Source organism: Trueperella sp. LYQ143, from assembly GCF_046599595.1.
In the GTDB taxonomy this organism is placed as follows: domain Bacteria; phylum Actinomycetota; class Actinomycetes; order Actinomycetales; family Actinomycetaceae; genus Trueperella.
Genome location: NZ_JBKIWR010000014.1, coordinates 63,736 through 78,475, shown reverse-complemented (window position 1 = coordinate 78,475; position 14,740 = coordinate 63,736). Strand labels below are relative to the sequence as shown.

At 51.9% G+C, this 14,740-nt stretch carries 8 protein-coding genes; 5 read left to right on the top strand and 3 right to left on the bottom strand.

What is annotated here, in order from left to right:
- Positions 1 to 572 precede the first annotated feature (572 nt).
- The 5 genes from trpB to focA all read left to right on the top strand — a co-directional run bounded on the left by trpB (position 573) and on the right by focA (position 10,710).
- Positions 573 to 1,793 (top strand): tryptophan synthase subunit beta, encoded by a 1,221-nt coding sequence (gene trpB / locus ACLHIL_RS06485; protein WP_411297145.1) that lies wholly within the window; start codon positions 573 to 575, stop codon positions 1,791 to 1,793.
- 373 nt (positions 1,794 to 2,166) lie between these two features.
- The gene (locus ACLHIL_RS06480; RefSeq protein WP_411297144.1) at positions 2,167 to 4,149 is read left to right on the top strand and encodes a type I restriction-modification system subunit M; all 1,983 of its coding nucleotides are present in this window, start codon (positions 2,167 to 2,169) and stop codon (positions 4,147 to 4,149) included.
- Complete coding sequence (locus ACLHIL_RS06475) at positions 4,146 to 5,978, top strand: restriction endonuclease subunit S (RefSeq protein ID WP_411297143.1); 1,833 nt, start codon at positions 4,146 to 4,148, stop codon at positions 5,976 to 5,978. Before ACLHIL_RS06480 ends, ACLHIL_RS06475 begins: the two co-directional genes overlap by 4 nt.
- Positions 5,965 to 9,519 carry a type I restriction endonuclease subunit R gene (locus ACLHIL_RS06470; RefSeq protein ID WP_411297142.1) on the top strand — a complete coding sequence of 1,185 codons (3,555 nt, stop codon included), beginning with the start codon at positions 5,965 to 5,967 and terminating at the stop codon, positions 9,517 to 9,519. The genes ACLHIL_RS06475 and ACLHIL_RS06470 overlap by 14 nt, the downstream gene beginning before the upstream one ends.
- Positions 9,520 to 9,867: 348 nt before the next feature.
- A complete protein-coding gene (gene focA, locus ACLHIL_RS06465) occupies positions 9,868 to 10,710 on the top strand; it encodes a formate transporter FocA (RefSeq protein ID WP_411297141.1) in 843 nt (280 codons plus the stop codon).
- A 562-nt stretch (positions 10,711 to 11,272) separates the two neighbouring features.
- On the opposite strand, the gene ACLHIL_RS06460 is transcribed toward focA, so the two are convergent.
- Genes ACLHIL_RS06460 through ACLHIL_RS06450 form a run of 3 tightly spaced genes read right to left on the bottom strand, consistent with a single transcriptional unit; the run spans position 11,273 to position 14,420 of the window.
- Entirely contained in the window at positions 11,273 to 11,560 is a 288-nt protein-coding gene (locus ACLHIL_RS06460; RefSeq protein WP_411297140.1) for a hypothetical protein, read from the bottom strand.
- A complete protein-coding gene (feoB, locus tag ACLHIL_RS06455; protein ID WP_411297139.1) occupies positions 11,557 to 14,190 on the bottom strand; it encodes a ferrous iron transport protein B in 2,634 nt (877 codons plus the stop codon). Before feoB ends, ACLHIL_RS06460 begins: the two co-directional genes overlap by 4 nt.
- Positions 14,187 to 14,420 carry a ferrous iron transport protein A gene (locus tag ACLHIL_RS06450; protein WP_411297138.1) on the bottom strand — a complete coding sequence of 78 codons (234 nt, stop codon included), beginning with the start codon at positions 14,418 to 14,420 and terminating at the stop codon, positions 14,187 to 14,189. The genes feoB and ACLHIL_RS06450 overlap by 4 nt, the downstream gene beginning before the upstream one ends.
- Positions 14,421 to 14,740 lie beyond the last annotated feature (320 nt).

The window sequence follows — 14,740 nt, the reverse complement described above, 5'->3', positions numbered from 1 at the left end:
TCTGGATTTACTCCAAAATATAAATAGGGCATTTCCCTGGACGTCTTCAGCATATACACATAGCGAGACTCGCAGGAGTAATTCTGTTCACAGCGCACATCCTCCACAGCCACTCCATGCAGATACACACCCAAATATTCGCACGCAAACATAGCATCACACCCAGGAAACGCCCGAGATACCAAAGTAGATACAAAACAACCACACCCTTTGCCAGCCCAATAACCAAGCAGCAACACAAGCAGCGCGAACCACCATAAAAACACATCGCCCTAATACACAGACGGCTAACATAGCGGCAAATATTAACGGAGCATATCCACCCACACCACCGAACATGAATATTTAACTATGTGCGCGTGAACATGGCACAAATTTTCCTATCTTTGTGGAATCTCAACTCAGATTTGGTGTTCTCCGCCTCACAGCATTACCATGAAGCCATGTTCACAACTCTGTACGCTTGGTGGCTCGCCTGAGGGCGGGTTTTTGAGCGTACAAAAATTACTTGTCAACCGCCCCATACGAGGGCGGTTTCTTGCTTTCAGGGGCTACAAAAAGGAAGAAAAAAAATGGAAAACACCAATCCAACCACGCAAGACCTCCACGAGCCGAACGCCGAAGGGTTCTTCGGAGTCTACGGCGGAAAATTCCTTCCCCCACACCTGGAAGAACCTATCGCCGAAGTACGTCGCGCCTACGCACAAGCCAAAAACGATCCCGAATTCCAAGCAGAATTCCGTCGCCTCCTTCACGAATACGCCGGGCGCCCCTCACTCCTCTTCAGCGCCGACAACCTTTCTACCGAAGTAGGCGGGGCAAAGATTTACCTCAAACGTGAAGATCTGAACCACACCGGAGCACACAAGATTAATCACTGCCTCGGCGAAGCACTGCTCGCCAAGCGTATGGGCAAAAAGAAGCTCATCGCAGAAACCGGCGCAGGCCAGCACGGCGTCGCCCTAGCAACTGCCGCAGCATTCATGGGGCTCGAATGTGAGATCCACATGGGGGCAATCGACGTCGCCAAACAACATCCGAACGTAGTTCGCATGCAGATGCTCGGCGCCAAAGTAGTGGCCGTAGAAGAGGGCGGTCGATCCCTGAAAGAAGCAGTAGATTCGGCGTTCTCCACCTATGCCCGCGATTACAAAGACGTATTTTTCGGAATCGGCTCCGTCGTTGGCCCCGACCCCTACCCGGCAATGGTGCGCGATTTCCAGGCAATCGTCGGCCAGGAAGCCCGCGAGCAGATCCTTACAAAGGAAGGGCGTTTGCCTGACGCTCTCGTTGCTTGCGTGGGCGGCGGATCAAATGCCCTCGGTCTATTCACCGCATTCTTAGACGATCCAGAGGTGGCGATTTACGGCGTTGAACCGGCCGGGCGCAATATTGAGCAGCTCGGCGAACACGCTGCCACCATGACAACCGGCACGCTCGGTATGCTCCACGGCATGCAGACCCTCGTCATCCAAGATGACGACGGGCAACCTGCGCCCGTACATTCGATTGCTTCCGGCTTGGATTACCCAGGCGTTGGCCCCCAGCATGCATTCTTGCGTGACGCCGGACGAGTCAATTACACCTACGTCACTGACGATGAGACACTGGAGGCATTCCAGATGCTGTGCCGCACAGAGGGCATTATTCCGGCGCTAGAATCCTCGCACGCGGTCGCATACGCAATTAAGCTGGCTCGCGAACTCGGCCCAGAGGCGGTCGTGATCGCTAACCTTTCCGGGCGCGGTGATAAGGATGTGGACTATGTTGCTGAGGTGCTAGCCGGGCGGTAAGCAGTATATTGCGGTAGACTCATCTTGCGGACGAACACAATCTCTCAGACCCGTTTTCACCATCCTTTCATTTGGGTATTTGCCGGATGAATAATCCGAGCTAACATCGCGAGATTGCCGCACAACGGGTGGTTATGCATAACATTGCATAACCACCTGTTTTTACCTGCCGGCAGATAGCTCCTTTTAGCAAATAGCTCACCGTTAAGCGTCAAAGGCACAGTCTTAGCTTTCACGGCGGCAAGAGGTAGGCACTATGCACACAGGGTTTCCCGATTTAACACAGCTTGCTTGCCGCCATTACCCGTTTGCCACGTTACCCATTTAGCTACCAGCCACCTGTTTACCGTATATATCTGCCCGACACGCAGGTATGTTGCCTTGCACCACACATGATCTGCTTGCCGGGCAACCTCGTTTGCCGTGCGTACTCGTCATTCGTTTGCCACAAGACAGCAATCCACATAGCGTCATGTTTCCTGCCCAACGGCACATCTTGATAGATTTGTTCTCAGTTGTTTATTTTTCCCGACGAGAGGCGGTATCCGTGGCAGTGGATCCGGTGAATTCAACTGATTCAGTCAACTCCGCCGAGTTTAGCTCTTCTGCCGTCGGTGTACCTGGCACTACTTCTTCCCACACTATCGGCTCTGCTCACTGTGCAAACGCGGCGGGTCGCGTCTCGAACTCGGCAAACGCCAATGAGGTGCTCCCCCCCCCTGTAATCTCAAGCGCTAAAGCAACCCAACGAGCCGAACTACATAGGACGATTTGGCGTATTGCCAACGATTTACGCGGCAGTGTAGACGGGTGGGATTTCAAGAACTACGTGCTGGGCATGATGTTCTACCGCTTTATTTCAGAAAATCTCGCAGCCTACCTTAATGATGGCGAACATCAAGCAGGCAATCTGGATTTTGATTACCAGCATTTAGATGATGATTCTGCCGCGGTAGCTCAAGCCGAAACTGTTGAAGAAAAAGGATTCTTTCTTCTCCCCTCGCAACTGTTCGTAAATGTCCGTCAGCGAGCAAAGAATGATCCTAACTTGAATGAGACGCTAGAGCAGGTATTCCGCAGTATCGAAGCCTCAGCACTTGGCACACCGAGCGAGGGCGATCTGCGCGGCTTGTTTGACGATCTCGACGTCAATAGCAGTAAACTCGGGGAAACCGTCGCAAAGCGCAACGCAAAATTAGTGAAGCTTCTTGACGCAATCGGGGATCTCCCGCTAGGAAATTTTGCCGATAACACAATCGATCTTTTTGGCGACGCCTACGAGTATTTAATGCAGATGTATGCCTCGCAGGCAGGTAAATCCGGCGGAGAATTTTTCACCCCGCAAGAGGTTTCCCAGGTGCTGGCACGTATTGCCGCTTTAGGAAAAACTCGAATTGCCCGCGTATATGATCCAGCCTGCGGCTCGGGCTCGCTACTACTGCAGTTTGCAAAGCTACTCGGCCCAGAAAATGTTGGCGGTTTTTATGGGCAGGAAATCAACCTCACCACGTACAACCTGGCACGTATCAACATGTTTTTGCATAACGTCAACTATGAACGTTTCAATGTTGAGCTAGGCGATACGCTGGTTGATCCGAAACATTGGGATTATCAGCCCTTTGACGCCATCGTTTCCAATCCGCCATATTCAACACGGTGGGAAGGTAAAGCTAATCCGCTGTTAATTAATGACCCTCGGTTTGCACCCGCAGGGGTGTTAGCGCCGCAATCGAAAGCAGATTTGGCGTTCACAATGCATATTTTGCATTGGCTGGCAGTGGATGGCACGGCAGCAATCGTCGAGTTTCCTGGGGTGTTGTATCGAGGTGGGGCTGAGCGAAAGATTCGTCAATACCTGCTGGATAACAACTATGTGGATGCGGTTATCCAGCTCCCGTCAGATTTATTTTTCGGAACGACGATTGCGACGTGCATTATCGTCTTGAAGAAATCTAAGCGCGATAACTCGGTGTTGTTCATTGATGCTTCTGCCGAGTTTGTGCGCGAGGGCAATAAGAATAAGTTGCAGGAGGCGAATCGGGATCGAATTTTGGAGCTGTACGCTCAGCGTCACGACGTGGAATACGTGGCAAAGCTCGTACCCAACGAGGAGCTGGCGGCTAATGATTACAACTTGGCGGTTTCAGCGTATGTGGAGAAAGAAGATACCCGCGAACAGGTAGATATTCAGGCACTTAATGCGGAAATCGCACAGATTGTGGCACGCCAGGCACGGTTGCGGACGCAGATCGATGCGATTGTGGCGGAGCTAGAAGCGGATATGCCAGTACGCGCACGCGAAGAAATGTCTACAGATACCACTAGCACCGTGAACGAAAACGAGGTGGCACAATGAGCAAACTCGCTGACCTGATTGCGAAGCTATGCCCTGACGGCGTGCCATATAAGCCGCTTTTAGAGGTTGCTCAATACGTCAGAGGAGTCTCCTACGGAAAAGATCAAGAAAGCGTTAATGGCGAAATCGGAATACTGCGCGCTAATAACATTGCATTTCCTGCAAATCGGTTGAATTTAGATGATGTCAAACGCGTATCCGCAGAAGTCAAGGTACGAAAAGAACAACATTTATTCACAGGAGATATTCTTATCTGCGCAGGTAGCGGTAGCAAACAACATATCGGAAAAGTTGCTCTGATCGAATCAGATATGCAAGAAACCTTCGGCGCATTTATGGCAGTAATTAGATCTCACAAAGAAATAAACTCTCATTTCTTATTTCATATCTTAACTGGAAAGCACTTTAGCGATTACTTAAATAGATCCTTATCAACTACCACCATTAATAACATAAGTGCAGGAGTGCTAAAAGATTTCAAAATCCCAGTCCCACCTTTGGAAGTGCAGCGGGAGATTGTCAATACCCTCGACTCTCTCTACGCTCTAGCGAATGACTTGTCTGCTGGTTTACCGGCTGAATTAGCTGCTCGCCGTCAGCAGTACGAATATTATCGTGATCATTTATTAAATTTCTCCGAGATGGCGCAATCAAGCAAACTCTCTGACCTGATTGCGAAGCTATGCCCTGACGGCGTGCCATATAGTGAATTGCAAAACTTGCTGGTTTATGAGCAGCCCAGTAAATATCTAGTTAAGTCAGCAAAATATGACAACACAAACACGACCCCAGTATTAACCGCTGGACAAACTTTTATCTTAGGATATACCTCTGAAGAGATAGGTGTTTTCCCTGCTTCCCCCGAAGACCCAGTAATTATCTTCGATGATTTTACCACTGCTTTCAAGTGGGTCGATTTTCCTTTTAAGGTTAAATCTTCAGCAATAAAAATTTTATCACCCTCAAAACAGCACTTGTCACTCATTAGATATATTTACTATGCCATGCAGACAATCGGTTTCCAGCCTACCGATCATGCCCGCCATTGGATTAGCAAATACTCAAAATTCAAAATCCCAGTGCCGCCTTTAGAGGTACAACAGGAGATTGTCCGAATTCTTGATACGTTCTCGACGCTGGAAGCGGAGCTGGAAGCGGAGCTGGAAGCACGGCAACGGCAGTACGCCTATTATCGGGATACGCTCCTGACGTTCGATGCAACTCAGGGGGGGGTACGCTGGATGTCTCTAGGTGAAGTTGCAACGTATTCAAAATCTAGGATTGCATACGATCAAGTTAGTTGCGACTGCTTTGTTGGCGTAGATAACATGATCGCACATACTGGTGGCATTCGTAGGGCAAACTTCGTTCCGTCGCAAAATTATTTTACGGAATATCTAGTGGGAGACGTCCTTATTGGCAATATCAGACCCTACTTGAGAAAAATTTGGCTTGCTAACAATACTGGCGGATGTAGTGGTGATGTACTTGCTATTAGAATTAAAAATAAGTACAACAGGCTAATCACCCCTGGCTACTTGTATCATTCTCTATCTTCTTCACGCTTTTTTCTTTACGCAGTACGACATTCCAAAGGTGGCAAAATGCCACGTGGAGACAAAAGCTCCATTATGCGTTATACAATCCCCATCCCACCGTTAGAAGAACAGCGTCGCATTGCTAACATCCTCGACTCGTTCGACGCCCTGGTGAACGATCTTTCCGCAGGTTTACCAGCCGAATTAGCTGCTCGTCGTAAACAATACGAATATTATCGCGACCAATTACTAAATTTCCCCGAGATTGAGGTCGATCATGTCGCCGAATGAAACTGATTCCACGCTTCCCGATCCAGGCACTCCTACCCCGCATTATGAAGCCCTTGCCGTTGGCGGGGAATCCACCGTCGTTGCTGAATATCAAGCCGAACCCACCAACGACACCGCATATCAATCCGAAGCCGATCTTGAAGCCGAACTGATCCGTATCCTCCAAGCTCAAGCCTACGAATATCTACCTATCACCAGCGAGGCCGAGCTGATTGCTAACCTGCGCACTCAGCTAGAATCTCTCAACCACATCACGTTCAGCGATAGTGAGTGGCAACGCTTCTTCACCCAGAGTATCGCCGGTAAAACTGACGGAATCATCGAGAAAACAGCTCGTATCCAAGAAGATCACGTGCAACTACTCAAACGCGATGACGGCAGCACGAAAAATATCACCCTTATTGATAAAGACAATATCCACAACAATCATTTACAAGTCATTAATCAATACGAAGTAGCCGGCAAAATCGGGCGCAACCCCACTAGCTCCCCCAGTTTTCCCACAGTTAGCACGCCTACAGCCAACGTCTCGGCTAACGTCTCCATTCCCTCCAGCAATGCCGCACCCGCAGATTCCCCTGCCAACACTTCCGCAACCGCCACTGCCACCAGCAGGGATCTCACCAACGCCGCCGCACACTTCCCCACCCCCGCGGAACATTCCCGTTTGGCAAACTACTCCAATCGCTACGACGTCACTATCTTGGTAAACGGTCTACCCCTAGTACATATCGAATTGAAACGCCGAGGCGTGGATATTCGGGAAGCGTTCAATCAGATCGACCGTTATCAACGTGATAGTTTCTGGGCTGGCAGCGGTCTATTCGAATACGTGCAACTCTTCGTCATCAGCAACGGCACACTCACCAAATACTATTCCAACACCACTCGCCGCCAACACCTCAAAGAAACCAGCAAACAGCGCCCCGGCAAAGCCAAAACCTCACACAGTTTTGAGTTCACTTCATGGTGGGCCGACGCCCAAAATCACCAGATCCGTGAACTGACAGCTTTCGCTAAAACATTCTTTGCCAAGCACACCTTGCTCAATATCCTCACCAAATATTGCGTCTTTACAGTAGATCGCCTGCTACTTGCCATGCGTCCATATCAGATCGTTGCCACCGAACGAATATTGCAACGTATCCAGATTGCCAGTAACTACAAGCGGTTGGGGCGGGTAGACGCTGGCGGTTACATCTGGCATACCACTGGCTCTGGTAAAACCTTAACCAGCTTCAAAACCGCACAGCTCGCTGCCGCCCTACCGATGGTCGAAAAAGTACTATTCGTCGTGGACCGCAAAGATCTCGACTACCAAACCATGCGCGAATATGACCGATTCCAAAAAGGCGCAGCAAATTCCAATACCTCCACTGCCGTTCTCAAAACCCAGTTAGAGGATTCAGAGGCGCGCATTATCATTACCACCATTCAAAAGCTCTCCACCTTTGTGAAAAGCAATCCGGCACATCCGGTTTTCACCCAGCACGTTGTGCTTATTTTTGACGAGTGCCACCGCTCCCAGTTCGGCGAGATGCATACCGAGATTACCCGAGCTTTCAAACGTTACAGCCTATTTGGTTTTACTGGCACACCGATTTTCCCATCCAATGCCGGCTCTGGCGCGAACCCACGCCTAAAAACCACCGAGCAGGCTTTCGGGGATAAACTCCACACCTACACCATCGTGGACGCAATCACCGATAAGAACGTATTGCCTTTCCGGATTGATTACGTCAACACCATCCAAGTGGGGAACGTTATCGACGCGCAAGTCACCGCAATCGACACCGAAAAAGCCCTGCTTGCCCCGGAACGTATCGCCGCAATTACTCGCTATATTTTGCAGCATTTTGATCAAAAGACGAAGAGATCAACCAGTTACGAATACTCCGTCGTACAGAACGTGGCAGAAGTTGCTACTGGGCGCAAACACCACAATGAATACGGCAACGAGAACGCTAAAGAACGTGCCCGACGGCGAGAGCGCGGCGGGATCGCCGCACAAACCCAACGCCAACACGTCAATGGATTTAATGCGATTTTAGCGACCGCCTCCATTGATGCCGCCCGCCGTTACTACAACCAATTTGCGCTACAACAGGCCGATTTACCACCACAACGCCGACTCAAAGTTGCAGTAATTTATTCTTTCGGTGCTAATGATCCCACCGAAGATTTCCTCACCGAGGATGAAGGATTCGACACTGGATCGCTGAGCGACGATGCCCGTCAGTTCCTGGATGACGCCATCTGTGACTACAACGAGATGTTCGCAACCAACTACGATACGTCGGCTGACAAATTCGAGAGCTACTACAAGGATCTATCGTTGCGGATGAAAAACCGCGAAGTTGATCTGGCGATTGTCGTCAATATGTTCTTGACTGGCTTTGACGCAACAACCCTCAACACACTATTTGTGGATAAAAACCTGCGTGCACACGGTCTGATTCAAGCCTATTCACGAACTAACCGTATCCTTAACTCGGTCAAGACCTACGGCAATATCGTGGCTTTCCGCGATTTAGAATCTGCTACTAATGAAGCACTCGAACTCTTTGGCAATAAGAATGCCCACGGCGTCGTACTACTCAAGCCATACGCTGACTATTTTCATGAGTATGCTGAGAAAATCACCCAACTGCTGGATCGTTTCCCGTTAGGGCAGCCGATCATTAGCGAAGATGAGCAAAAACAATTCATCACCCTATTTGGTCACATTTTGCGGCTAGAAAATATCCTCACATGTTTTGATAATTTTGCGGCAGATCGTCTGCTCAGTGAACGTCAATCCCAAGATTATCGCAGCATCTATCTGGATTTGTATGCCGAGTACCGCCAACAACGAGAGGTAGCAAAAACCCGCATTAATGACGATCTTCGTTTTGAAATCGAACTCATCAAACAGGTGGAAATCAACGTTGATTATATTTTGATGCTGGTTGAACGCTACCGCCAAGAACACGGCGATGGTGAAAACCAGGAAATCAGAGCCGCCATCCGACGCGCAGTTGATGCCAGCCCGAGCCTGCGCAATAAGCGGGATCTCATTGAGGCTTTTGTGGATTCAGTTTCTCCGCAAGCAGCACGGCAAAGCGATCAGAGCTCTATCACCGCCGAATGGCAGGAGTTCATGGCTAAACGCTATGCCGAAGAACTCGACGATATTATTCGAACTGAAAATCTGCGCCCGGAAGCTGCCCGAGAGTTCATGAACCGAGCATTCCAAGACGGAGAGTTAGCCACAAGCGGAACTGCAATTGTGAAGATCCTGCCTCCCACCTCACGTTTTGCTCAAGTGAAAAGAGGCCTGCCGACGTCAGGGCCTGACGAAAGCCTCACATCCGCGCAAGGTGCTGTTACTCCTAGGGATGGCGCCGCCTCGGCTGCCCTAAGCCAGTCGTCCTCAACTCAAGCGTTCCTAACACCCCAGCCATCCCTCACTCATGCCGAAAAGAAGAGCCGAGTAACCGAGAAACTGCAACAGTTCTTCGACCGTTTCTTCGGTGTAATAGCCCGCCCTCAATCGCATTAGCTGGAAGGTTGCGCCGGTAACAACGCTGCAACCTATCTGGCTATCGCCACACCCAGGTTTCCCTTTCACCGCACCCAGGTTTCCCTTTCACCGTGCAACGTCATACACCACACAGCGCCACTTCTTCCCAATTGCTCGACTGTAGTAAAGTCATCACGTACTGTCCTGCAGGGCATGAGTATCGCGATTGCGCGTATGGCACACATCGCACGGATCGCCGTCGTATCTTTGCCTGCAGTTCATAGACGGATCCGCTCCTCGTATAGTTTCATCACCTTGCGTTGTGTGCCGCCTATGAATGACCAGCAACGTAGAAGATTCCCATACAGGAATCCATAAAGGAGAGAGATGTCCCTCGCGACCCCGGCACAAATCGTTGACGCTGCCGAATATGGCCTACTCAAAAAGGCCACCACCCCATTTCGGACCACGCTTATATCCGCAATCTTCGCCGGTGCTTTTATCGCCCTCGGATTCGTCTTTTACACCACCTCGCAAATGGGCGCAGCACAGATGCCCTACGGGTTAGCGAAAATTGTTGGCGGCCTGGCTTTCTCCACCGGCCTTGCCATGGTCATCATTACCGGCGCTGACCTATTCACTTCTACGTCGATGACGCTCATGCTCGGCGTTGGCGGAAAACTGCCCTGGCCTCGCCTGATTCAGCACTGGGGCGTCGTTTACGTCGGTAACTTTATCGGTGCCTTATGCGTGGCCCTCATCGTCTTCTACTCCGGCACACCACATCAAGGTCATGGCGCATGGGGCGCCGCCGCACTCAACACAGCCATCTCTAAAGTCTCCCACAGCCCGCTAGAATCCGTACTGCTCGGCATTTTGTGTAATTTCATGGTTTGTATGGCCGTCTGGCTCGCCTTTGCCGGCAAAACCCTCGCCGATAAAATCCTCGCCATCACTTTGCCGATTGCACTGTTCGTCTCAGCCGGTTTCGAGCACTCTATTGCCAATATGTTCATGATCCCAATGGGTCTGCTAGTAAAACACGCAGGGGCTGACGAGGTGCTCACCGCAGCCGGCAATCCCGCAATGGGCGGCCTGACCATACCGGATTTTCTGCTGCACAATCTTATCCCCGTCACACTCGGCAATATTCTCGGCGGCGGAATTTTCGTTGGTTTGGGAATGTTCTTTTGGCACCGACGTGATCGCGAAGCACATAGTAATGCGTAGTGAAGCCTCTGGGACGGCGCGAACGCAGACGGTAAAGCGTGCCCGCAGATTGATCTAAGAATAGGCGCATATAGCTAACGGAAAGCTACGGCTGGGTAGCCGGCGCTCACCGATAATAAAAACATCCGCAAAACGGGAACGGCTGGCGTAGACTCGGCAAAATAGTTAGCGCGCGCCACTTACCGCGATCAATGGTTAGCGCAATGGCACTCGCAGATATTGATATAGCCCCTTGTTGCACCCGATAGCGTCTACTGTTTGCCGATCAAGCGAGCCTGATCAACGAATAACGATCTCCCCTCCCTAATGGGCAAATGATCTCCCAAGGCAGGAAAACCCTAAGGCAGTAATCTCCTAAGGCGAGAAATCCCCAAGGGCTTTCTGCGAATTACTGCGAATTACCGGCAGAACCACTCGGCGCAATCCCGAGGAAATCATCCAGCGGATTACTGGCGTATCCCCCCCCCCGCAGGCTATCTGACGCATTCCCTGCGGGTTCTGGCAGATATTTTATCGGCGTATTACCGCATAACGCCCCTAATATATCCGCGTACTCGCGCGCTTATCCCCGCCGGATAGAAAGCGGGCAGCCAGCACAGTGCAGAGCCATATTCGGATCTGCTGCCGCCGAACTGGATGAACATAAGCCATGCTCACAGCTATTATTTCCAGCCTGCCGAACCAGCCCCGCGCGAGTCATGTGGTCAACCATCAGTTGCGCATATTCCTCACTCACGCCGGCAATCTGCGCCGCACGCGCAACCGTCGCTCCGCGCTGCAAGGCAATCGTTAACCTGCGCGCTGGCGTCATCACCTGCGGAGTTCCTAGCCGCACTGCTTGCGGTCTCACCAGAACAGCCTGCCGATCTGGAACACCAAAGTTGCCAGCAACCACGCCACGGCTAGCTGCGCACCAACGGCACACAGCGTCAGTTTCCGCCCAAGTTGACGCCACTGTTCCGCAACCGTCGCCAAACACGGGGTATATGTGAGGACGAAAATCAAGAACGCAAACGCAGCCACAACGGACGCATCCCCAGCGGTTCCCTTCAGCGTCGCCTGGAGCTGCTCATGCATCTGCCGCGTCGCCTGCGAATCATCCTCCGCCGTTCCTAGGTGTACCCCCACGCACAGCGACGTAAAGGCTTTATCCACAGCCGCGCGCGCCTGAGGCACCGTGGTATATCCGGCAACAAGCGGATCCTTCGCAGCAATACGCTCAGCCAAATCCGCGTCGATTTCCTCATCCGACATCGGATTATAGGTTTGCGCAAGCTCATTCATCTGGTCGCTACACGCCGCCTCAGATCCCACCTGATAGGTTGCCGCAAGCGAGCCAAGCATCGTCTCTTTCGCGATAAAGCCCGTAATAAGCCCTCCAGTAAGATGCCAATCATCAAATCCCGCTGGCTTGAATATCGGCGAGACGCTTTCCGCAATCGTTCCGTACACCGAATCCGAGGGCGGCATGTCCTCACCGAAAGAGTGCCCCTTAACCACCGGCGTATGCATCAACAGCCATACCACGATGGTCAGCACCACAATCACCTGGCCAGCGCCCTTAAGGAAGGCCCAGGTGCGCTGTGCAGAAGTCTTCAATGTGATGAGCGCACGCGGCGTCTGATATGGCGGCAACACCAGCATTAGTGGCGCCGCCTGCTCTCCGCGCAAGAAAATCGGTTTGAGGACCAATCCGCCGAGAATCACCATAAGGATGGAACACACATACATAATCCACACGATGAGCGTGGTATGCGTCGGGAAAAATACGTTCGCAATCAACAGGTAGACGACAAGCCGCGCATTGCACGTCAAATACGGGGTCAAAATGACCGCGATAATCCGATGCCGCGAATTTGGCAGTGTTCGCATGGCCGCCAGCGTCGGCAGATTACAACCGAAGCCGACGATGAACGGCATAATGACGCGCCCGTCAAGACCAATCCAGCGCATGACCCGATCACCAAGGAACGCAATCCGCGCCATATAGCCCGAATCTTCCAACATGCCAATCGCAATAAACATGACGATCATCAGCGGAGCAAAGGACGCCACGACGCCCATACCCGTCAGCAAACCACCGACAAGGATTCCCTCAAGCACCCCGCCCGCTAAACCGAAATGCGTCAGGAGCGCGATAACCCCTTGGGTCAACGATGGGCCAGAGAGTAGCGTCCAATCCTCCCCCGGCCAGTTACCGAACGTCGCGGCCGGCAAAGTCAACTGCCATCCGTCTGGCGAATCAAAGATCTGCTCAAACGGATCTTGGAAAATGGCGGCGAACACGTTACATAGCCAAAAGACCACATACATGGTCAGGAGGAAAGATCCAATGCCGATCACCGGATTGAGTAAGATCCGATCAATCCGATCAGACATGGACTTTTTCGCCGTTGCTGGTTCACTGGCGCCGATCCGCGCAGTCAAAGCGTCAATCCATTCAAAGAGGGCAACCGCGCGTTCTGCTTCTTCTGCCGCTAACTCTTGCGCAGATAGCTCCTGTCGACCAGCGAGCACGGAAGCTGAGGGCGTTGCGGGAGCTGCGGGCACAGACGTTGCGGCATGCGCCCGCACACCTGCCGTGTTACCGGCGAGCACATCTTCTGGAATACGCGCATCTGCTGCGTTATGTACGCGCTTTTCTTCGTGACTCAAAGCCTGCGTATGGGCAGGTACGTCTGCGGCATGGGCTTCAGCATCTGCCATATCAGCGAGCGCCTCGTTACACTCAGCAGTATCTTTATTGCCCAGCGCCTCGGTATCGCAATCGCCATCACGTAACGGCTGTTTTCTATATGGGGCCGACGTAATATCCACCCGCGTCGGCTGCGATTGCACGCTTTGCGGGGCTAAATGCGCGTTATAACCAGGGGCTTTCGGATCGGCAGCTATTCCCACCACTCGGGGGCGATCAATCAACGCCTGACGGACCACGCGGGTTAGCCGGTCTAAACCACGACGGCGGCGCGGATCGACGCTGACCACCGGAACACCCAGTTCCTCTTGTAATGCCACCGGATCACAGGCCACACCGGAAGACGTGGCAATATCCATCATGGTCAGCACACACACCAGCGGAACACCCGCCTGGGCAAGCTGACCAACCAGATACAGGGAACGAGATAACGCGGTCGCATCTAATACCGCAACTGCCAGCCCGACGCCGGAGCTGATATGAGGATCAGTGAGCGAACCAGCAATACCGGCAACCGTATCAACGACAACTTCCTCATCAGGGGAATTCGGCAGTAATGAGTACGTTCCAGGGGTATCAATGAGGCGCACGCCCACATCACGCCACTGACCAGCAAAGACTTCAACCGTCGTGCCGGGTGCATTGCATACGCCTTGGCGCGCCCCCGTCAGCCCATTAAATAGGGTTGATTTACCAACATTTGGATTGCCAACCAAAAGGACTGTTTGACCACCATCAATGATCTGATTGCAGGTTCCAGCGCCCTGACAATGCGAACAGGTCATGAGTTTTTCTCCACAATATCCACAGCCATCCGACGTGCTGAGGCCCGATCAACAGCTATCCGCGAACCGGCCACATTAATCACCGTGCCCACCAGCCCGCATTGCTGCGCCACCACAAAGACGACCCCCGGACGCAAACCGAGTTCACTTACCCGCCGCATATGACGAGGTGAAACTGGGAATTCAACAAGACGCACCTTTGCGTACCGAGGAGCTTTGTGCAATTTCATGCCCCAAAGCTTAGCACATCCTAACCTATTTTAGATAAACGGAACTTACCTAATTCATTGTGCGCTATGTTGGGAAATATCTGACACGCACCACCTGCGATTTTCTTAGATACCCACCTTTCACACATGCCGGTTTTCTCTATGTTGCCTTTCGCCGCCGTCCCCTGCCTACTTCGATCCGCTAATCGACAGCTTTCTTTCCCGCCGGCAGTGTTTTTTTTCGATAACGACGCAGAGTTTCCTTTCCCCTCTCCACTTTCTCCGGCTCTACCAATCTGCCGATCTACGCTCTTCTCTTCCCCGCGCGCTGTCTTTTATCT